The organism is Streptomyces sp. VTCC 41912, assembly GCF_045799175.1.
GTDB classification, from domain to species: domain Bacteria; phylum Actinomycetota; class Actinomycetes; order Streptomycetales; family Streptomycetaceae; genus Streptomyces; species Streptomyces albulus_C.
Genome location: NZ_JBJMAB010000001.1, coordinates 376,205 through 397,190, shown reverse-complemented (window position 1 = coordinate 397,190; position 20,986 = coordinate 376,205). Strand labels below are relative to the sequence as shown.

The following is a 20,986-nucleotide window of genomic DNA, read 5'->3' as shown; positions in this document are numbered from 1 at the left end:
TCCTGTGAAACCTTCGTCACCGCTCAGCGCGCGGCCGGGCCCCCTTCGAGAGGGCCCGCATCCTCCGTACGGTCCGTAGCTCAGGCCCACGCCTTCGGGAGGCGCCATGACCACGCTCCTGCGCATGCCCGGCGAGCCGGGCGAACTCACCCTGCCGGCCCTGCTGTTGCGCAACGCCGAGGACCACGGTGCCCGGCCCGCACTGTCCTGGCGCGCGCCCGGCGGCGGCCGGCGGACGCTCAGTTGGGCGGCGGCGCGCCGCCGGATCGGCGAACTGGCCGCCGGGTTCCGGGCGCTCGGCGTCCGGCGCGGCGAGATCGTGCTGCTCATGATGGGTAACCGGCCCGAGCACTGGCTCGGCGACCTGGCCCTGGTGCACCTGGGCGCGGTGCCGGTCACGGTCTACGGCACCGCCGCCCCCGAGCAGATCGCCCACGTCGTCCGGCACAGCCGGGCCCGCCTGGCCGTGGTCGAGGGCCCCCGGGAGCGGGCCCGCTGGGAGCCGCTGCTCGACGATCCGGCGGCGCGGCTGGAGCGCCTGGTGGTCGTCGAGCCGGCGGACGACCCGTCGGGCACCGGGGGCGCGACGGCCCGGTGCGAGGGCTTCGCCGCGGTGGCGGCCCGCGGCGCCGAGGCGTACGACCCGGTGTCCTTCGAGGCGGCCTGGCGGCAGGGCGACCCGGACGACACGCTCACCGTCGTCTACACCTCCGGCACGACCGGCGACCCCAAGGGGGTGGTGGTCAGCCACCGCCACGTGCTGCTGAACGCGGTGGCGCTGGACGGCGTCGTCGAGCTGCCGGACCACGCCGCGCACCTGTCCTACCTCCCGTTCGCGCACATCGCCGAGCGGATGCTCGGCCTCTACCTGCCGGTGTTCCGGGCCGCGCACGTCCACCTGTGCCCGGATCCGGCCCAGGTGGCGCCGCTCGCGCGGGAGCTGCGGCCGGCGCAGTTCTTCGGGGTGCCGCGGGTGTGGGAGAAGCTGGCGGCGGCCGTCGGCGGCGCCCTCGCGGAGCTGCCCGAGGAGCACCGGGCGGCCGTGGCGGCGGCCGCCGAGACCGCTCGGGCGCACGTCGCCTACCGGGAGCGCGGGCAGCGGCCGCCCGACGGGCTGGCGGCGGCGTACGCCGCGGCGAAGGCGCAGGTGCTGGACCCGCTGCTGGCGGCGGCCGGTTTCGACCGGTTGGTGTGGACGGCGAGCGCCTCGGCGCCGATGCCCCCGGAGGTGGTGCGGTTCTGGGCCGGCTTCGGCATCGTGATCATGGATGCGTGGGGGCTGACCGAGACCGTGGGGGTGGCCACGACCAACGCCCCGGGCGGCTTCCGGCTGGGTTCGGTGGGACGGCCGCTCGCCGGTCTGGAGGTGCGCACGGCCGCCGACGGCGAAATCGAGGTGCGCGGCCGGACGGTCTGCGCGGGCTACCTCCGGGGGGACGGGGCGGTGGAGCCGGCCACCGGCGCGGACGGCTGGTTCCGCACCGGCGACGTCGGGCGGATCGACGCGGACGGCTACCTGTGGCTCACCGACCGCAAGAAGGACATGATCGTGACGTCGACCGGCAAGAACGTCTCGCCCGCGCTGGTCGAGAACGCCCTCAAGGAGCATCCGCTCATCGGGCAGGCGCTGGCGCACGGCGACGGCCGGTCGTACGTGGTGGCGCTGCTGGTGCTCGATCCGGAGCTGGCTCCGGCCTGGGCGGCCCGGCACGGCATCGAGGGGAGCCTGTCGGAACTGGCCCGGCACCCGCACGTCCGGGCGGAGGTCGAGAGGGGTGTCGAAGCGGCCAACTCGCGACTAAACCGCACGGAACAGGTCAAGCGATTTTCCTTGTTGGGCGAGGAATGGCGGCCGGAAACTGGCGAACTCACCCCGTCGTTGAAGCTCCGCCGCCGTGTCATTCGCCACAAATATGGACAAATCCTAGAGCGAATGTACGCCATGTGATCTCCCACACAGACGGGGGGCCACTCTTCGGGGAAGGTGTGCCGACTGGCCGTTCGCGCGATCCGCGGTGCCGGTCACGTGCAAGCTCTCCGAAAGCGAGATGAACCACCAGTGAGCACAGAAACCGTCGTGGATGAAGCCCAGCGGCCATCGGACGGGGGGAGCGGGGTCCAGCAGGACGCGGGGGACGCCGGCTACAGCAAGGCCCTCAAGGGCCGCCACATCAACATGATCGCCATCGGCGGCGCGATCGGCACCGGCCTCTTCCTGGGCGCCGGCGGGCGCCTGCACTCGGCCGGCCCCGCACTGGCCGTCGCCTACGCGGTCTGCGGTCTCTTCGCCTTCTTCGTCGTCCGGGCCCTCGGCGAACTGGTGGTGCACCGCCCGTCGTCCGGCTCGTTCGTCTCCTACGCCCGGGAGTTCCTGGGCGAGAAGGGCGCCTACGTCGCGGGCTGGATGTACGTCGTCAACTGGTCGACGACCGGCATCGCCGACATCACCGCGATCGCCCTGTACACCCACTACTGGAGCGCGTTCACCAGCATCCCGCAGTGGGTGATGGCGCTGATCGCGCTGGCGGTGGTGCTCACGATCAACCTGATATCCGTGAAGATCTTCGGTGAGATGGAGTTCTGGTTCGCGATCATCAAGGTCGCGGCACTGGTCGCCTTCATGTTCATCGGGATCTTCCTGCTGGCCACCCAGCACCCGGTCGACGGACACACCCCGGGTCTGAACCTGATCACCGACCACGGCGGCTTCTTCCCGACCGGTCTGATGCCCGTGGTGATCGTGCTCCAAGGCGTCGTGTTCGCGTACTCCGCGGTCGAGCTCGTCGGCGTCACCGCCGGTGAGACCAGCGAGCCGCACAAGGTCGTCCCCAAGGCCGTGAACTCGATCATGTGGCGGGTCGGCATCTTCTACGTCGGCTCGGTGGTCCTGCTGGCGATGCTGCTGCCGTGGAACGTCTTCAGCGCCAACGAGAGCCCCTTCGTCACCGTGCTGTCGCACGTCGGCATCCCGCACGCCGGCGACGTGATGAACCTCGTCGTGCTCACCGCGGCGATGTCCAGCCTGAACTCCGGGCTCTACTCCACCGGTCGCATCCTGCGCTCGATGTCCATGGCGGGCTCCGCGCCGAAGTTCGCCGCGCGGATGAACCGCAGCCAGGTGCCGTACGGCGGCATCATGCTCACCTCCACGGTGTGCGTGCTCGGTGTCGGACTCAACGCCTGGTTGCCGAGCCAGGCGTTCGAGATCGTGATCAACATCGCGGCGCTGGGCATCATCAGCACCTGGTGCACGATCATGATCTGTCACATGGTGTTCGTCCGCCGGTCCAAGGAGGGCCTGGTCGAGCGTCCGCGCTTCCGCCTGCCGGGCACGCCGATCACGGACATCACCACCATCGTCTTCCTGGTCGGCGTCATCGTGCTGATGTGGTTCGACGACGGCGTCGGCCGGCAGACCGTCCTGCTGATCCCGGTGCTCGCCGCCGCGCTGGTCGGTGGGTGGTTCGTGGTCCGCGGACGGGTCCGCCGGATCGCCGAGGAGCGTGAACTCGCGAAGTAGTACGGGGGAAGCCCCACGCCTGCACGCCGGAGGGCGGTCGCGGTGGACCGGAAGGTCGCCGCGGCCGCCCTCCGGCGTGCGGGGCCGTTGTCAGTGGTCGCCCGTACCGTGGGGTCATGGCTGAGAAAACGGGGATCGACGCCGCAATCGTCTACGTCAAGGGTGATGCCACCGCACCTCGGGGCAAGGGCGTCAAAATGATCGTGCACGTCTGCAATGACCTCGGTGGCTGGGGCAGGGGTTTCGTGCTCGCGCTCTCCCGCCGCTGGCCGGAGCCGGAGCGGGCCTACCGCCGCTGGCACCGCGAGCGGGCGGGGAACGACTTCGGGCTGGGCGCCGTCCAGTTCGTGCCGGTCGGTGAGCGGATGTGGGTGGCCAACGTGGTCGGCCAGCGGGGCATCAAGACCGGGAGCCGGGGGGTGCCGGTGCGGTACGAGGCGCTGGCGGCCGGGCTCGGCAGGGTCGCGGATCGGGCGCTGGAGCTGGGGGCCTCGGTCCATATGCCGCGGATCGGCTGTGGGTTGGCCGGTGGCACCTGGTCGCGGGTCGAGCCGCTGATAGTCCAGCGCCTCGTCGGGCGCGGGGTCGCGGTGACGGTCTACGACCAGTGAGGGTGACGGCGCGCCGGGCGGTGTGCGCACCGGGTGGTGGACCGGCCGGTCCACCACCCGGTGCGTGGGATCAGCCGCCGATCAGCGGATAGTGGTCGGAGAGGTTGGTGTAGGTGTACTGCTTGCCCCAGCTGGAGACGGTCCAGGGCGCCGACTCCTCCTTGACGACCGTGTTCTGCCAACCGGCGGGCCGGGCATGGCCGTTGCGGAAGAGCACGTAGTCCAGGTCCTCGCGGGGGTCGTTCGGGTAGCGGTACTTGGCGATCGAGTTCTCCGCGGTGTCGAAGGAGTACGGGTGGCCCGTGCGCCGGTCGGCGGGCGCCAGGTCCGCGTTGGCCAGCAGGGCCGCGTACTCGCTGCCGTGGAAGTCGATGTTCAGGTCGCCGGCGACCATGACCTCCTCGTTCGCCGGGATGTTCTTGGCGTCGAGGAAGGCGTCCAGCTCCTTGAGCTGCTTGGCGCGGTCGGCGGCGGCCTCGCCGGCCTTGCAGCCCGAGTCGGTGGACTGGGTGTGGGTGCCGACGACGTGCACCTTGGTGCCGTTGACGTCCAGCACCGCGTAGACGAAGCCCTTGTTGGAGAAGGCGTCCGAACCGCAGGCGTCCTTGTAGACGTACTGCTCCTTGCGCAGCACCGGCCACTTGCTCAGCAGCGTCACCCCGCCGTCTTCGGGGGTGACGGCCGAGTAGGCGCCCGAGGTGGCGTCCCAACCGCTTCGGCTGCGGCCGACCACCGGGGTCTGGTGCGGGTACTCCGCGGCGGCCTGTGACGTGAGTGCGTCGGAGGAGGAGTTGTCGAAGGCCTCCTCAAGCACCACGACGTCGTTGCCGTGGAAGAAGTCCGCGGAGGCGATGGCCTGGGCGCGGTGGTCCTGGCCCCAGTTGGGATACAGGTTCTTGCTCATGAGGAAGGTGTTGTAGGTGAGCACCTTGAGTCGGGGCGCGCTCGCGGCGGCCCGGGGGCCGGTGGGGCCGGCCGGGGTCGAGGTCGTGGCGGCCGATGCGGTGGGGGTCGCGATGGCCAGCGCGGCGGTGAGGGCCGCGCAGAGCGCGGCGGCACGGGAAGTGCGCAGGGGGGAGTGCGGCACGGAAACTCCCTGGGAAGAGAGGGGACATGGGGTGTTGAACCGGCGACGCACATCAAACCAGCTGGGGTTACTTCTAGGTAACCGTTCGGCGGGCGGCAGATGTACAGACCGCAGCTCCAGCCGAGGGCGTCGCGTCCGCGCGCCGTGCTCCCGGGGCCGTGGAATCCCTCTGGGCAGCGGCTCGTTACAAAGTTATTCAGTTAGTGTCACTGTTGCTGGCGGAGGGTGCGCCGGCCCGTGGCGGTGTGCGGAGGGGGGCTGATGACGGACGAACAGCGGTTGCCGGCAGGGGTGTTGGCGGGGGCGCCGGGGGCCGGGGGCGGGCCGTCGGAGAAGATCCTGGACGCCGCGCGGGAGCAGTTCATGACCTTCGGGCTGCGCCGGTCCACCATCGACGACGTGGCCAAACGCGCCGGGGTCTCCCGGGTCACGGTGTACCGACGGGTCGGCAACAAGGACGAGTTGGTGCAGCGGGTGCTGCTGCGGGAGTACCGGCTGTTCGTGGCCGAGGTGGACGCGGCGGTGGCCGGGCTGCCGACGATGGAGGAGCGGATGGTGGAGGGGTTCGCGGCCATCCTGCGCCTGATCCGCGGGCATCCGCTGATCGGCGGGCTGCTGCGGTTGGAGCCGGAGACGATGCTGCCCCACCTGACGCTGGAGAGCGGGCCCTCCTTCCTCGCGATGCGCGGGTACCTGGCGGGACACCTGCGCCGGGCGCAACGGGCGGCGCAGGAGGGCGCCGACGGGGTGGGCGAGGAGCGCGCGGACCGGGACGCGGAAGGCGACGGGGACCCCACGGCGGTGGCCGAGCTGATGGTGCGGATCACCGTGTCGTTCCTGCTGAATCCGGTGAGCTGCTTCGCGTTGGACGACGACGAGCAGGCCCGGCGGTTCGCCCGGCGGTACCTCGCACCGCTGCTGCACCGGTGAGCGGCCGGACGGCCCCCGCCGGAGGCCGCCCCGCCGGAGGCCGCCGCGCCGGGGGACTCCGACAACAGGGCCGGGCGCGAGAGGTGCCGCCGGGCGGCCGGTCAGCGCCGGCTGTGCAGCCAGCGCCCCGCCGCGACGGCCCGGTCCACCCGGCGCGCCGGCGTGGTGAAGGAGGTCAGGTCCACGGGCGGACGGAAGCGCCGGACGGTGAGCGCCTGCGGGGCGGTGAAGCCGCGCAGGCCCTCGGCGCCGTGGACCCGGCCGTGCCCGGACGCGCCGGACCCGCCGAACGGGAGGGCGGGGACGGCGGCGAAGCCGAGGACGGAATTGACCGATGCCGCCCCGGAGTCGAGGCGCGCGGCGACGGCGAGGCCGGCGCGGCGGCTGCCGGTGAAGACCGCCGCGCCCAGCGCGTAGGCGGAGGCGTTGGCGCGGGCCACCGCCTCGTCGAGGTCCCGGACGGCGTTGACCACGACGACCGGTCCGAAGGTCTCCTCCCGGACGGCGGGGGAGTCCTCGGGGACGTCGACCAGGACGACGGGGTGGGCGTGCGGCGGGGCGATCGACTCCGGTCCGCCGTGCAGGGCCCGGCCGCCGGCGGCCAGGGCGTCCTTGACGTGCCCCTCGACGGTGGCGAGTTGGGCGGGAAGGGTGAGCGGACCGTAGGCGGCGTCCGGTCCGGGGCCGGTGCGCAGGGCGCGGACGCGCCGGACGATCCGGTCGCAGAGCGCGGCGTGGATCGGCTCGACGGCGTAGACACGCTCCACGCCGGCGCAGGTCTGGCCGGCGTTGGCCAGGGCGCCCCAGACGATGGCGTCGGCCGCCGCGTCCAGGTCGGCGGAGGCGTCGACGAGGACGGCGTCCTTGCCGCCGCACTCGGCGAGGAGCGGGGTGAGCCGCTCCGCGCAGACCGCGGCGACCCTGCGCGCGGTCGCCGGGGAGCCGGTGAAGGCGATCTTGTCGGCGCCGGAGCGGACCAGCGCCTCGCCGGTGCTGCCCGGGCCGGTGACGGTCTGGAGGAGGTGCGGCTGGTCGGGGACCGCGTCGGCGAGCGTGGCGGCGAGCAGGACGCCCACGCCCGGGGTGAGTTCGGAGGGTTTGAGGACGACGGCGTTGCCGGCGGCGAGGGCGTGGCCGACGGAGCCCATGGGCGTGTAGAGGGGGTAGTTCCAGGGGCCGATGACGCCTATCACGCCCAGCGGCCGGTAGCAGAGCAGCGCGCGCTGGTGGCACGCGAGCGGGCCGGAGGGGACGCGGCGGCGGCCGAGCACGCGACGGGCGTTGCGGGCTGCCCAGTCGAGGTGGACGAGGGCGAGCAGCACCTCGGCCCGGGCGTCGGCCGGTGGTTTGCCGGTCTCGGCGACGATCAGCTCGGCGAGTTCGTCCATCCTGCGGGCCAGTGACCGCTTCCAGACGAGCAGGCGACTGCGGCGGCCGGCCCAGCCGCAGGCCGCCCAGGCGCGGGCCGCCGCCCGGCCCCGGTCGACGGCGGAGCGGACCTCCTCGGGGCCGTGCACGGGATGTTCGCCGACGGGTTCGCCGGTGAGCGGTGAACGGGAGATCAGTACGGTCATCGGTCGTCCTCGGAGGGCAGGGGGCGCAGCGGGCGGTGCTGGGCCCAGGCGGGCCCGAGGTCGTCGAGGGCGTAGCCGAAGGGGTAGGAGCGGGGCCGGGGCAGGCCCGGTCGCCCCTCGGGCCGTGGGGGCAGCAGCCGCACGAGGGCGGCCCGGGCGCGCAGCGTGCGGTGGGCCAGGGTCCGTAGCCAGGGCGGCTGCGGGGGGAATCCCCGGGCGTGCAGCAGGGGGTCGTCCAGCAGGGCGAGGGAGAAGCGGGCGGCGGCGGGGCGCAGGACGGCCGGGTACCACGACGCCAGCACCCGGAAGGTGGCGTCGGCCACCCGGTGGTTGGCCGGGTGGTAGGCGAACGCGGCGGCCTCGTGGTCGTCGAGGAGCTTCTCGTAGCCGGCCATCGTGCGCGGGGCGTCGGCGATGCCCATCAGCGCGGCGAGCCGGTGGCCGACCAGGGCGAGGGCGGCCTTCTCGTTGGCGCACAGGGGACGCCAGCCGTAGCGGTCGATCCACCGCTTCGGGCCGACGACGGTGGTGGCCAGGACGTAGCGGAAGTCGTCGTCGGGGATGCGGTACTTGGCGTGGATGCGGTTGAGGTGGCGGGCCGCGGCGCGGCCCCGCTCCGAGTCGAAGCCGTCCGCGGACAGCTCGTGGCCCAGGAGCACCGTGTCGTCGTAGCGCTTCTGCCCGTGGCGTTCGAACTCCTTTGTGTGGTCGAGAAGTTGGGAGATGCGCGGGACACCGTAGTCGCGCAGGAACGCGGCCGACACGCCCCGGGCGTAGTCCCAGGGGAATTCGTACTGGGTGATCCAGCGGAAGATCTGCTCGAAGTCCCGCTCGGGGTCCATCCGGCGGATCTCCCGCAGTCGGGCGTAGCGGCCCATGGCGCGTGCCTCCTGACGTGGGGTGGCGTGCGGTGGTCTCCCGGCGGCCGGCCGGGAGTCGGTGCGCGGGCCCGCCGGCGGGGCGGCGTCCGACGGGCCCTAGTGGCCGCCCAGCACCCGGTAGCGCACCTCCGCGGCGTCGACGAGGACCTGGCCCGCGCTGACGGTCCGCAGGGTGAGCAAGGGGAGCCGGACGGCGATCGGGAGGCTGGCGGGGACGACGTCGGCGCCGAGGCACAGCTGCGGGGTGCTGACCTCCAGCCAGGGGATGACGAGGGCGCCCCGCAGGAAGGTGGCGTAGACGTCGACGTCGCGGATGTCGAGTCGCACGTCGAGCACGTGGTCGGAACCGTCCGGTCCGGTGACCCGCAGGCGGTAGTCGTCGGCGACGATCCGCGCGGCGTGCACCCACAGGACCTTGATCCGGCCGCCGCCCGCGGTGGGCAGGTAGGTCGCGCCGTGGACGAGGGCGTCGGTGGCGGTGAGCCGAGTGGCGCCGACGGTCGGGTAATAGGGGCTGACGGGGTAGGCGGCGCGGCCCGGGCCGGGCTGTGCGCCGACGACGAGGGGTGGCACCAGGGGCGTGCGGTCGTCGGGGGTGCCGACCGCGCCGGGACGGGCCGTCCGGGTCGGCGGTGCGGGGCGGTCGCCGCCGGAGGGCGGCGGGCCGGTGGGGGCGGGGTCGTCCGCGCCGCCGGTGTCGACGCCGGTCAGGCAGGGCAGCCGGAGCGCGCCGAGGGCGTCGCGCGGGTCCGGGTCGGCCGCGCGGGCCGGTGCGCCGCTGACCAGCCCGGCGGCGAGGACGAGCGGCAGCGTCAGGGCGAGGGCGGCGCCGGGCGGAGCCGGTCGGGCGCCCGCGCCCTCAGGCGCTTTTGGGTGCGGGCCCACCGCCCCGGACACCGCCCCGGACACCGCCCCGGACACCGCGCCGTCCGCGCCCGCCGCAGGCCCGTCCGGCAGCCATCCGAAGGCCATCGACGAGCCCAACAACCCGAGCCCGCAGCCGATCCCGAAGCCGCCCAGGTTGGTGGTGGCGAGCGAGACCAGGGAGGCGATGGCGGTGACGACGGAGACGAACATCCGCTGGGCGGGGGCGAAGACGAAGAACAGCCCGCCGGCGATCAGCACCAGCCCGACCCCGATCGCCGACATCGCGCCGATGCCGACCTTCAGCATCAGCGGGAGCGGCGCCAGCGGCAGTGCGATCAGCTCCAGACCGCCGGCCACCGCCCACAGCCCGGCCCAGAACGGGCGGCTGCGCCGCCAACACCGCAGGGCTCGGCGCAGTCCGGGGGCGGGCAGGATCCGGTCGAGCCAACTGCCGGTCTCCTTGGCGAGTTCGGCGAGGAAGCCGAGGACGAAGGTGAGCACGGGGCCTCCTGGCGGCTAGTAGCACTCTTTGCCGGTGCGGCTCAGCTCGATCTCGACCTTGTCGAGGGTGAGCGACCCGCCGTTGGAGGCCCAGGCGGTGCTCTTGACGTCGCGCGCCAGCGCGGTGTCGGCCTGGACGCCGAACAGCCCGCGCGGTCCGCTCACGCCCGACGCCCCGGTGAGGGTGGCGGCGTCGCGGCCCGCCTGCACGCCGGTCACCCGGCCGCCGCTGCTGGTCAGCGCATCGGCGTCGACGACGAGGTGCTCGCCCCGGACGGGCCGGTCGCCGCCGGAGCGGACCAGCAGCGAGACCTCGCCGACCAGCGGCAGTTGCTGCTTCATCGACAGGCACACCCCGCGGGCCGTGCCGGACTCGATGCCGGCCAGCAGCACCGGGTGGCCGCTGCCGTCCGCGCTGCCGAGCGAGGAGGGGAAGCTGGAGATGCCCCGACCGGTGATCTCGTCGGCGGAGACCTTGAAGTTCTTGCCGGACACCGCGAAGGACGCCGCCATCGCGCCCTGCGCCAGGGCGATCACCACGGCGCCGACGCAGGCCACGCCCGGCACCAGCATCACGGCGGTGCGCTTCCAGTGGGTCCGTCCCTGGGTGCTCAACTCACGTGCTCTCGCAGCCATTTCGGGAACCTCCCGAGGGAGTGAGTCAATGTTACAAGGACTATTGACTTGTTTCACGAGCCGCGTCAACACTGCTGACACGGATTCAGTGACGCGGCGGGAGGGACACCGTGGCAGCAGCCGACACCCCCTTCGACCACCCGGCGCAGCGACCCCCGGCGCAGGTCCGGGCGCCCCGCCGGGGCGGCGTCGCCTGGCGCCACTTCGGCGACACCCGGGCCTTCCTGACATCCCCGCAACTGCTGTTGCTCCAGGTCGCGCACCCCGTGGTCGGCGCCGGCGTCAGCGACCACTCCACGTTCCGCACCGAGCCCTGGCAGCGCCTGCTGCGCACGGTCGGCTCGCTGGGCACGGTGATCTACGGCGGACAGGCCGCGGCCACCGCCGAGGCCCGACGGCTGATCGAGGTCCACCGGCGGATGAAGGGCACCGACGCGCGGGGCCGCCGCTACCACGCCCTGCACCCCGAGGCGTACCACTGGGTGCACGCCACCCTCGTCCGCGGCCCGGTCGAGGCGCTGCGGCTCTTCGGCCCGGGGCTGACCGCGGCACAGACCGAGGACTACTACCAAGAGATGCGGGACGTGGGACGGGTCTGGGGCCTCAAGGAGCACCACCTGCCACCCGACTGGCCGGCGTTCTGCGCCTACTACGACCGGATGGTGGCCGAGCGGCTGGAGTTCAACGACGCGGTGCGCGACGTCCTGGCGGAGCTGGCCCGGCCGCAGAAGCCGCCGGTGCGGTGGGTCCCGGCGGTGCTGTGGCGGCCGTGCGCCGCGCTCGCCGCCCGTTACGCCCTGCTGGTCACCGTGGGCACGCTGCCCCCGGTCCTCCGCGAGCGGTTCCGGCTGCCCTGGACCGCCCGGCACGAGCGCCGGCTGCGCCGGTTCGCCCGGGTGGTGCGCTGCCTGATGGCGCTGGTGCCGCCCCCGCTGCGGATCGCCCCGTCGCTCTTCCTCGCCTACTGGCACACCCACCGGCCCGGCACCGACCCGCGGACCCGCCGCCCGTTGGGGGCCACCGTATGATGAGTAACCGTATGAACACGGTACGCACAGGCGCGGAGCGCACGGACCCGGAACCCCCGCCGCCGGGAGGGGTGCTGTGGACGCTGGTCGGCGACGTCAGATCGCTGCTGACCCTGCCCGCGGCCCTGACGATGCAGGTCGCGCACCCCGCGGTGGGCGCCGGCGTGGACGACCACTCGGTCTTCCGCACCGACCCCTGGGGGCGCGGCGAACGGTCGCTGACCTCGCTCCAGCTGTGGGTCTACGGCGGGCCCGCCGCAGCCGAGGAGGGCCGCCGGCTGCGGAAACTGCACCGGTCCATCCAGGGCACCGACGCCCATGGCCGCAGGTACCACGCGCTCACCCCCGCGTACTACGCCTGGGTGCACGCCACCGGCTACCCCGTCTTCCGGCACGCCCAGCGCTACCTCGGCCGCCCCTTCACCCCCGCGCAGGAACGCCAGCTGTACGCGGAGTGGCTCCAGGTCGGCCGGATCCTGGGCATCCACGACCGGGACATGCCGCAGACCATCGAGGAGTTCTGGCCGTACTACCGCGGTCTGCTCGACACCGAGATCCAGCAGACCGCGGTGGTGCGGGAGTTGACCGCCACCGACCGGCCGCTGCCGGCCCCGGACCGCGGCCCCTGGTGGGTGCGGCTGCCGCTGCGCCTGGTCTGGCCGGTGCTCCTCCCGGGCTTCGCCCGCTTCCGCCGGTTCGTCACCATCGGGCTGATGCCGCCGGACGCCCGGCGGGCCCTCGGTCTGCCCTGGACCGACGTCCAGGAGCGCCGGCTGCGCCGCCTGGGCCGGGTGGTGCGCCTGGTGGTGCCCCTGCTGCCGGAGCGGGTGCGGTTCCTGCCGCTCGCCCGCCGCGCCCGCCGGGCCCGACGGGCGAGCGCCCGCTAGCGACGGGGACGGGCGGAGCCGGACGCGCCGGACCCCGCCCGCCGCCACCGGTCAGTGACCGGCGTGCACCTCGTGGGTGGCCTGGATCTGCTTCCACGACTTGGGCTGGGCGACCGGGCCGCGCGCGACGAACGCCCGCGCGCCCGCCGCGGCGGCCGGCCGGGTCGGCTGGTACAGCCAGGTGTCGAAGAACTCGGCCAGCGGCTTCCCGGACTTCTTCTCGGCGAACTTCACGAAGTCCCCGACCGCGGCGTTGCCGTACCGGTGCTCCGTCGGCCACGACTTCAGCAGGTCGAAGAAGACCTCGTCACCGAGCTTGTTGCGCAGCGCCTGGAGGGCCAGCGCGCCCCGGTCGTAGACCGCCGAGTCGAACTGCTTGTCCGGGCCCGGGTCGCCCGGCTTCACCGTCCAGAACGGGTCGTCGGCCGGGTGCTGGGCGTAGGTGTAGTCCGCCAACTGCTGCGCGGTGCCCTCGCCCTCCTTCTCCGACCACAGCCACTGGCTGTACGCGGCGAAGCCCTCGTTGAGCCAGATGTCCTTCCAGTCCTTCAGCGACACGCTGTCGCCGTACCACTGGTGCGCCAACTCGTGCACGACCACCGAGACGTTGGCGCCCTTGTCGAACGCCTTCTTGCCGTAGAACGGGCGGGTCTGGGTCTCCAGCGCGTACCCGGCCGGGACGTTGGGGACGTAGCCGCCCACCGAGTTGAACGGGTACGGACCGAAGACGCTCTGGAGCCACTCGGTGACCTCGGTGGTGCGCTCGATGCTCGCCCGCGCCGCCCCCAGGTTCGCGCCCAGGTCCGGGCTGACCGCGTTGATCACCGGCAGGCCGTCGGCGGTGGTGTCGGTGGTGATGTCGAACTTGCCGATCGCCAGCGTGGTCAGGTACGTCGCCTGCGGCTTGTCCGAGCGCCAGTTGAAGCGCGTCCAGCCGAGCTTGGAGGACTTCGAGGTCAGCACGCCGTTGCTGAGCGCCTGGGTGCCGTCCGGCACCGCGACGGAGATGTCGTACGTCGCCTTGTCGGTGGGGTGGTCGTTGCTGGGGAACCACCACACCGCGGACTCGGGCTCCTGCGCGACCACGCCGCCGTCCGGCGTCCGGGCCCAGGCGGTGAAGCCGTCGATCTTCAGCTCGGAGGGCTTGCCCGCGTAGCGGACGACCACGCTGACGTCCTTGCCCTTCTCCAGGGGCGTGGCCGGCGTCACCTCCAGCTCGTGCTTCCCGGACGTGGCGAAGGTGGCCTTCTTGCCGTTGATCCGGATCTCGCTGACCTTCAGGCCGAAGTCCAGGTTGAAGCGGGAGAGGTCCTGCGTGGTCCGGGCGAGCAGGGTCGCCGTGCCCTCCAGCAGGTCCGTCGCCGGCTGGTACTTCAGCCGGAGGTCGTAGTGGGAGACGCGGTACCCGCCGTTGCCGCTCTCGGGGTAGTAGCTGTCGCCCGCACCCGGGGCACCCGGCGTGAAGTCGGCGGCCGACGCCGGGATCGCCAGCATCAGGCTGAGCGCGGCCGCGCCCGGGACCAGGAGTCTGTGACGCACGAGTCCTCCAACTCGTAGGGGAGGTCGATCTCTTACGGAGCTTATGTACGCATCGCAGGCCGCGTCATGTCCATGGCCACATCTGACACATGACCGACATCTCACCGACACGAGCCCCGGACGGACCCCTTCTGCACAGGAGTTGACCCGCGCTACGGTCCGGCCGTGACGATACGCACGGGAACCCCCCACCCCCCATGGAAGACCCTCGTCCTGTCCGCCGTCCTCGCCCTCCTGGCCCTGGTCGCCGTCCCCGGCTCGGCGGGCGCGGCCCCCGCTCCCCGGGAGAGCAAGCCGGTCTACTCCTACGCCCACGCCGTCCGCGAGACGGTCTGGGTGGACACCGGTCTCGACGGCGACGGCGACGGCCGCCCCGACCGGGTCGCGGCCGACATCGTCCGGCCCGCCGAACCCGCCCGGCAGGGCCGCCGAATACCCGTGATCATGGATGCGAGCCCCTACTACTCCTGCTGCGGACGCGGCAACGAAAGCCAGAAGAAGACCTACGACGCCCAGGGCCGCCCGGTCCAGTTCCCGCTCTTCTACGACAACTACTTCGTGCCGCGCGGCTACGCGACCGTCCTCGTCGACCTGGCCGGAACCAACCGCTCGGACGGCTGCATCGACGTCGGCGGCCGCTCGGACGTCCAGTCGGCCAAGGCCGTCGTCGACTGGCTGGGCGGGCGGGCGCGCGGCTACACCGCCCGCAGCGGCGGGAAACCCGTCACCGCCGACTGGTCCAACGGCAACACCGGCATGATCGGCAAGAGTTGGGACGCCACCGTCGCCAACGGGGTCGCCGCCACCGGCGTCCCGGGCCTGAAGACCATCGTCCCGATCGCCGGCATCTCCTCCTGGTACGACTACTACTTCGCCCAGGGCGCCCCCCTCTACGACGGCGGCCCCGACGGACTCGCCAGCGCCGTCGAGAGCCCCGGCGCGCACAGGAACTGCGCCGCGGTCCAGAAGAAGCTCGTCGACGGCGCCCCGCGCAACGGCGACTGGACCGACCTGTGGACCGAACGGGACTACGTCCGCAACGCCGACAAGGTCCGCGCCAGCGTCTTCCTCGTCCACGGCATGCAGGACCTCAACGTCCGCACCAAGCACTTCGGCCAGTGGTGGGACGCGCTCGCCCGGCACGGCGTCCAGCGCAAGATCTGGCTCTCCCAGACCGGCCACGTCGACCCGTTCGACTACCGCCGCGCCGACTGGGTCCGCACCCTCCACCAGTGGTTCGACCACTACCTGATGGGCTACGACAACGGCATCGAGCGCGCCCCGATGGCCGACGTGGAGCGCGCCCCCGACACCTGGCGCACCGACGCGCGGTGGCCGGCCCCGGGCACCGCCGCGGTCACCCTGCACCCGCGCACCGGCACCACCGCCGGCGTCGGCGCCCTGGGCAGCCGGCCGACCCCGGCCGGCCAGACCGCGTCCTTCACCGACGACCCGCAGCTCGGCGAGGCCGACTGGTCCGCCGCCGTCGACCGCGCGACCCCGGCCAAGGCCGGCTTCACCACCGGTCCGCTGACCGCACCGCTCCGGCTCTCCGGCGCCGGCACGGTGACCGTCACCGCCACCCCCAGCACCACCAGCGCGCACCTGACCGCGGTCCTCGTCGACCTCGGCCCGGACACCATCCGCAACTACGGGGGCGACGGCGAGGGCATCGTCACCCGCGGCAACAGCACCTGCTGGGGCGCCGGCACCACCGGTGACACCGGCTGCTTCAAGGAGACCGCCGCCGACACCAGCAAGGTCGACTACACCGTCTTCAGCCGCGGCTGGGCCGACCTCGGCCACGCCACCGACCCGCAGCACGGCCACCCGCTGACCCCCGGCAAGCCCTACACCCTCACCCTCCAACTCGCCGCCAGCGACCACATCGTGCCGGCCGGGCACCGGCTCGCGCTGATCGTGGCCGGCACCGACGCCCACCTCATCGACCCGCCCGCCTCCCGCCCCACGCTCACCCTGGACCTGGCCCGCACCGCCGCCCGGCTGCCGCTCACCGGCGGCGCCCCGGCCCTCGCCCGGGCCACCGCCGGCACCCCGGCGACCGTCCACCCGACCGGGACCGCCCTGACGGGCATCGCCCCGCCGCCGGCCCCGAGCCGGCTGCCGCACGGCGACTGACCGGCCCGGGGGCCGTCCCGCGCCCGCGGGACGGCCCCCCACCCACGCTGCCGACACCCGGAGGCACCCTCGTGGCACCCCGCAGCCCGTTCCGCTCCCGCGGCCTCGTCCTCGGTGCGCTGGCCGCCGCCCTCACCGCCGCGTTCGCTCCCGTCCCGTCCGCCCGGACCGCGCCACCGCCCGTGCCGCGAACGGGATTCGAGGTCAGCCACGGCGCCCGCTGGACCAGCGAGCCGGAGGAGAGCGCGTTCCTCGCCGCCGTCGCCCGCGCCCCGGGAACTGCGACGCGCGTTCGCATCGACCGGATCGGCACCACCGTCCAGGGCCGTCCGCTGCGCCTGGTCCGCCTCGGCGCCGCCGCCCCCGCGGGACCCGCCGGTGTCCGACGCGGCACCTCCGTGCTGCTGATCTGCTCGCAGCACGGCGACGAGCCCGCCGGCCGTGAGGCGTGCCTGACCACCGTCCGCGACCTCGCCCTCGCGAAGGATCCGGCCACCCGGCGCTTCCTGGCGCGCACCAGCGTGCTGGTCGTCCCCACCGCGAACCCCGACGGACGGGCTGCCGACACCCGCGGCAACGCCGACGGCACCGACGTCAACCGCGACCACCTCGCGCTGACCACCCCCGAAGCCCGCGCGATGGCCGCGGTACTCCGCGAGGACCGCCCCGACACCGTCTACGACCTGCACGAATACACCCCCACGGCGCCCTACTACGTCAAGGACCTGCTCTCGCTGTGGCCGCGCAACCCGAACACCGCGGCCGCCGTCCACCGCGCATCGACCGCGCTGTCCGAGGACTTCGTCGGCCCCGCCGTCCGGGGGGCCGGCTTCAGCACCGGCGTCTACGGCATCTGGACCGACCCGGCCACCGGCGCTCCCGTGAAACAGGTCGCCGGCGACGGACAGGAGCGGATCCTGCGCAACACCGCCGGGATCAAGGGGTCCGTCGGGCTCCTCGTGGAGACCCGCGTCGACCCGCTCCCGGGCCGTCCGAGCCGCGCCGCGGACACCGCCGACGGGACCGACCCGGCGCGCACCCACCGCCGCCGGGTGGACTCCCAACTCGCCGGCCTGAAAGGGCTGTTCACCTTCGTGGACCGGCACCGCGCACGGATCGCGGCGGCCACCGCGGCGGCCCGCACCGCCGGCCTGGCCGACCGCGGCCCGATCTACCTCGGCGGCGCCGACAACGACCCCCCGACCGCGGACCGCATCCTGACCCGCCCGCCGCGCGCCTACCGCCTGGCCCCGGCACCGTTCGCCCGGGTCGCACCGGTCCTGGCGGCGCACGGCGTGCACTGGCGGCGGGACGGCGACGGCGGCGCCACCGTCCCGCTCCGCCAGTCACTGCGCGCGCTGGTCCCGCTGCTGCTGGACGCGCGCGCCGACCATCACGTCGCGGTCGGCACCCCGGTCGAGCCCTGAGCCGGCGCGACCTCGGCCCGCACCAGGCGCAGCACCTCGTCCGCGCACCCCCAGGAGACGGTCACCCCCGCACCCCCGTGCCCGTAGTTGTGCACGCACACCGTCCCGTCCGGCAGCCGCTCGGCCGCCAGCCGCACCGCCGGACGGGCCGGCCGCAGCCCCACCCGGTGCGCCAGCACGCGGGCCCGCGCCACCTCGGGGAAGTACCGGGCGCAGCGCGCCACGATCGCCGCCGCCACCGACGGGTCCGGCTCCCGCGACCAGGCCCCCTCCCGCGCCGTGCCGCCCAGCACGAGCCCGAAGGGCTGCGGCAGCACGTACGCGGTGTCCTCGGCGCCCGCGTCGGCCGCGGTGAACCACTCCGTGACGCCCGGATTCTCCACGATCACCAACTGCCCCTGGACCGGGTGCACCGACTCGTCGGGGACCAACTCCCGGGCCCCGAGCCCGGAGCAGTTCACCACCGCCCGGACCCCGTCGGCCGCCTCCGCCAGGGACGCCACCGCACCCGTCACCACCGTCCCGCCGGCCGCCACCAGCCGCCGTTCCAGATGGCCCAGGTGCGCCGGCATGTCCACCAGCGGTGTACGGGCCCGCCACCCCGCGGCACACCCCGCGGGCAACTCCCCGGCGCGGGCCCGCCGCAGCCCGGGCAGCGCGGCGTACCAGGCGCCGAGCCCCGCCTCCAGGCCCGTGTCGCCGCCGTCCGCCGCGGGCGCGCTCGCGAACGTGCCCGTCACCAGCCGGGCCCCGGTCTCCGCCGGTCGCCCGGCCAGTTCGCCGAGCACCTCCAGCGAGCGCAGCGACCAGCGCACCGCCTCGTCGTACGGCTGGATCCGGTACGGCCAGCACAGGCCGCCGGCCACCGCCGAGGTGGTGTCGCCGGCCGTGTCCCGGGCCACCACCCGCACCCCGTACCCGGCCTCCGCGAGCACGACCGCCGAGGTCAGGCCGATCACCCCGCCGCCGATCACGCATATCTCCGGGGCCGTCGCCCCGCCCGTCGCCACTGATCGCCGTTCCGTCATCTCCGTGCCCTCCTGGGGTCCCGTTGCCTGCTCTCCGTGGTCCCGCCGCGTGCCGGGGCCGTGGTCGGCCCCTCCCTCCTGCCCGTCCACCCGGCGCCCTGGGTTTCGACGCCTGATCGGCCCGCCGTCCTGCGAACCCGTCACCGCCCACCCTCCTGCACCTGTGATCTTGTCCACTTGTGATCTTCGCGTAACCCTCCGGAAGCGCTCCGGACAGAACCGGACCGTAGGCTGGAGGGGCCCCCGGTGGACCGGCACCCGCCCCACCGGCCGGGCCCCGGCACCGTCGGCCGATGACGCCCCTCGGATCCGCCCGCGACCCCCTCGGGGCCCCGCCCCGCATCCCGCTCCGCCATCGCCCGAGGAGACCCATGCCCCGCCACCGGCGCGCCGTCCCCGCCTGGCTCGCCCACCCCTTCCGCTGGCAGCGGCTGCCCGTGCCCTGGGCGGCGGTGGCCCGGGGCGCGCTCTGCGCGGGACCGCTCCTGGCCGCGGGGATCGCCACCGGCCACCCGGCCACCGGCGTGCTCATCGCCGTCGGCTCGATGCTGGCGGGCGTCAACGACCGCCCGGGCACCCGGCGCACCGGCATCGTCCACATCGGCCTGCCCGCGCTGGCCGCGGCCCTCGGCATGCTGACGGGCGCCTCGCTGCGGGCCGCCGACGCCGGCTGGTGGGTGGTGCCGGCGCTCGCCGCGGTCGGCTTCGTCTCCGGCGCGGGCAGCGTGGCCGGGCCGGTACGCTCCACCGCCGCCATGCAGATGCTCGCCGCCACCGTCCTCGGCGCGGGCATGCCGCTGCCCGGCGCGCCCTGGGCCAAGGCCCTCGCCGTCCTCGCCGGCTGCCTGTGGCTGCTGCTGCTCCGCCTCGTCCTGCGCACGCCGCGCCCGGCGGGCGGACCGCTGCACGGGGAACGGGCCGCGGTCGCCACCGTCTTCGACGCGCTCGCCGACGCCCTGGAGGCGGTCGGCGGCCCGGGCGCGGAGCCCGCCCGCCGCCGGCTCACCGCGGCCCTGGACCGCGCCGACGAGGCGCTGCGGCTGCGCCGGCTCACCGACCGGCTGCTGCGCCGCCCGGCCCGCCCCGAGGAACTCCTGCTGGCCGAGCGCTTCGCCGCGGCCACCGCGCTCTGCGAGGCCAGCGTCGCGCTGCTGTGGGAGGCACGACCGCTGCCGCCGCGGGTCGCCGCGAGCCCCCGCCGCTTCGCCGCGGCGCTGCGCACCGGCCGGCCGCCCGGCCGGCTCGCCGCACCGGAGCACAGCTCCGCCGCCCGCGGCGCCTTCGACCACGCCCTCCTGGACGCCGCCGTCGCCTTCGACCGGGACCGGCCGCTGCCCCGGCCCGCAGCGGGCCCCGACACCCCGCCGGAACGCGCCGGCGGCACCCGCGGCGCACTCGGCCCGGCGGGCCGGGACTACGGCCTCCGGGTCGCCCTGTGCATCGGCGCCAGCACCGCGGCGGCGCTGGCGCTGCGCGCCGACCACTGGTACTGGCTGCCGGCCACCGTCACCTTCCTCGTCAAGCCCGACCTGGGCCCGCTGTTCTCCCGCACCGCCAACCGCTTCGCCGGCACCGCCGCCGGCGTGCTGGTCTTCGCGGTGGTCGGGACACTGCTCTCCGGGAGCTGGTGGCCGGCCCTGATGGCCGGTGCGGGCGGGGCGCTGCTGCCGTTCGCCACCCGGCACTTCGCCCTGCAGACCGGGGCGATCACCGTGATGGTGCTCTCGTTCGTGCACGTCGGCGGCGCACCGCAGGCCGCCCCCGAGCGGATCGTGGACACCTCCCTCGCATGCGCGATCGTGCTCGTCGTCGGCCACCTGCCGCGCCTCGCCGATCCGCGCCGCCGGGTCGGCCCGCGGGTCACCGAGGCGCTGCGCAGCACCGAACGCTTCCTGCGCCACGTCCTCGAACCCCGGCCGGCGGCCCCCGCCGACCCCACGGCCGCGGCCGTCCGGCGGCTGGCGCTGCGCCGGGCCGCCTACCGGACGTTGGCGCAGGCCCGGGCCGCCGCGGAGACCGCCGCCGCGGAGTTCCGGCCGTCCAGGGAGCCCGGCCCCGACTGGCTGACCGTGGTCACCGCCGTGGAACGCATCGTCGACGCCGCCACCGCCTGCGCCGTCCGCCTCGACCGCGGCGCCCGGCGCCCGGGCCCGGAGGAGGCCGAGCGCCTCTGCCGGGCGCTCGCCGCCACGGCCGACGCGGTGGAGGCGCCCGGCCGTCGCCCGCCGGGCACCCCGCCGCCGGCCCTGCGACCCGTCCCGGACTGTGCGACCCTCACCGACGTCGCCGCCGAACTGGAGCGCCTGCGGGAGTACGCGGCCGTCCGGTGAC

The 20,986-nt window shown here is 74.4% G+C and carries 16 protein-coding genes; 9 read left to right on the top strand and 7 right to left on the bottom strand.

The features are described from left to right. The first annotated feature begins 106 nt into the window (after positions 1-106). The 3 genes from ACJ6WD_RS01805 to ACJ6WD_RS01795 all read left to right on the top strand — a co-directional run bounded on the left by ACJ6WD_RS01805 (position 107) and on the right by ACJ6WD_RS01795 (position 4,131). On the top strand, positions 107-1,948 hold the full coding sequence (locus tag ACJ6WD_RS01805) for an AMP-dependent synthetase/ligase (protein WP_407614996.1): 1,842 nt from the start codon (positions 107-109) through the stop codon (positions 1,946-1,948). 129 nt (positions 1,949-2,077) lie between these two features. Continuing rightward, a complete protein-coding gene (locus ACJ6WD_RS01800; RefSeq protein ID WP_233656755.1) occupies positions 2,078-3,520 on the top strand; it encodes an amino acid permease in 1,443 nt (480 codons plus the stop codon). A gap of 116 nt (positions 3,521-3,636) precedes the next feature. Beyond that, positions 3,637-4,131, top strand: a complete 495-nt coding sequence (locus ACJ6WD_RS01795; protein WP_233656473.1) for a macro domain-containing protein — start codon at positions 3,637-3,639, stop codon at positions 4,129-4,131. A 70-nt stretch (positions 4,132-4,201) separates the two neighbouring features. On the opposite strand, the gene sph is transcribed toward ACJ6WD_RS01795, so the two are convergent. Next, positions 4,202-5,218 (bottom strand): sphingomyelin phosphodiesterase, encoded by a 1,017-nt coding sequence (gene sph, locus ACJ6WD_RS01790; RefSeq protein WP_233656474.1) that lies wholly within the window; start codon positions 5,216-5,218, stop codon positions 4,202-4,204. Positions 5,219-5,479: 261 nt separating this feature from the next. Here sph and ACJ6WD_RS01785 point away from each other — a divergent pair, with 261 nt between their 5' ends. Next, positions 5,480-6,148 (top strand): TetR/AcrR family transcriptional regulator, encoded by a 669-nt coding sequence (locus ACJ6WD_RS01785; RefSeq protein ID WP_376559127.1) that lies wholly within the window; start codon positions 5,480-5,482, stop codon positions 6,146-6,148. Positions 6,149-6,249: 101 nt separating this feature from the next. Here the strand turns inward: ACJ6WD_RS01785 and ACJ6WD_RS01780 are convergent, their stop codons facing one another. The 4 genes from ACJ6WD_RS01780 to ACJ6WD_RS01765 all read right to left on the bottom strand — a co-directional run bounded on the left by ACJ6WD_RS01780 (position 6,250) and on the right by ACJ6WD_RS01765 (position 10,607). Continuing rightward, the gene (locus tag ACJ6WD_RS01780) at positions 6,250-7,722 is read right to left on the bottom strand and encodes an aldehyde dehydrogenase family protein (protein WP_407614995.1); all 1,473 of its coding nucleotides are present in this window, start codon (positions 7,720-7,722) and stop codon (positions 6,250-6,252) included. Beyond that, positions 7,719-8,600 carry an oxygenase MpaB family protein gene (locus tag ACJ6WD_RS01775; protein WP_407614994.1) on the bottom strand — a complete coding sequence of 294 codons (882 nt, stop codon included), beginning with the start codon at positions 8,598-8,600 and terminating at the stop codon, positions 7,719-7,721. Before ACJ6WD_RS01775 ends, ACJ6WD_RS01780 begins: the two co-directional genes overlap by 4 nt. A 99-nt stretch (positions 8,601-8,699) precedes the next feature. Further along, positions 8,700-9,971 (bottom strand): DUF6114 domain-containing protein, encoded by a 1,272-nt coding sequence (locus ACJ6WD_RS01770; protein ID WP_407614993.1) that lies wholly within the window; start codon positions 9,969-9,971, stop codon positions 8,700-8,702. Positions 9,972-9,986: 15 nt separating this feature from the next. Then, on the bottom strand, positions 9,987-10,607 hold the full coding sequence (locus tag ACJ6WD_RS01765) for a DUF6230 family protein (protein WP_331246441.1): 621 nt from the start codon (positions 10,605-10,607) through the stop codon (positions 9,987-9,989). Between the two features lie 110 nt (positions 10,608-10,717). Between ACJ6WD_RS01765 and ACJ6WD_RS01760 the strand changes: the two genes are divergently transcribed. Next, complete coding sequence (locus tag ACJ6WD_RS01760) at positions 10,718-11,635, top strand: oxygenase MpaB family protein (RefSeq protein WP_376447325.1); 918 nt, start codon at positions 10,718-10,720, stop codon at positions 11,633-11,635. A gap of 11 nt (positions 11,636-11,646) precedes the next feature. Beyond that, the gene (locus ACJ6WD_RS01755; protein WP_407614992.1) at positions 11,647-12,522 is read left to right on the top strand and encodes an oxygenase MpaB family protein; all 876 of its coding nucleotides are present in this window, start codon (positions 11,647-11,649) and stop codon (positions 12,520-12,522) included. Positions 12,523-12,573: 51 nt separating this feature from the next. Here ACJ6WD_RS01755 and ACJ6WD_RS01750 read toward each other — a convergent pair whose 3' ends face one another. Next, positions 12,574-14,016 carry a M1 family metallopeptidase gene (locus ACJ6WD_RS01750; RefSeq protein ID WP_045788571.1) on the bottom strand — a complete coding sequence of 481 codons (1,443 nt, stop codon included), beginning with the start codon at positions 14,014-14,016 and terminating at the stop codon, positions 12,574-12,576. A gap of 210 nt (positions 14,017-14,226) precedes the next feature. Here ACJ6WD_RS01750 and ACJ6WD_RS01745 point away from each other — a divergent pair, with 210 nt between their 5' ends. Beyond that, positions 14,227-16,200, top strand: coding sequence for a Xaa-Pro dipeptidyl-peptidase (locus ACJ6WD_RS01745; protein ID WP_407614991.1), 1,974 nt, complete (start codon positions 14,227-14,229; stop codon positions 16,198-16,200). Between the two features lie 71 nt (positions 16,201-16,271). Beyond that, entirely contained in the window at positions 16,272-17,627 is a 1,356-nt protein-coding gene (locus ACJ6WD_RS01740) for a M14 family metallocarboxypeptidase (protein ID WP_407614990.1), read from the top strand. Here the strand turns inward: ACJ6WD_RS01740 and ACJ6WD_RS01735 are convergent. After that, a complete protein-coding gene (locus ACJ6WD_RS01735; protein ID WP_407614989.1) occupies positions 17,594-18,655 on the bottom strand; it encodes an FAD-dependent oxidoreductase in 1,062 nt (353 codons plus the stop codon). The two genes, ACJ6WD_RS01740 and ACJ6WD_RS01735, sit on opposite strands and share 34 nt — an antisense overlap. A gap of 371 nt (positions 18,656-19,026) precedes the next feature. On the opposite strand from ACJ6WD_RS01735, the gene ACJ6WD_RS01730 reads away from it, so the two are divergent. After that, positions 19,027-20,985, top strand: a complete 1,959-nt coding sequence (locus ACJ6WD_RS01730; RefSeq protein WP_407614988.1) for an FUSC family protein — start codon at positions 19,027-19,029, stop codon at positions 20,983-20,985. Position 20,986: the final 1 nt, after the last annotated feature.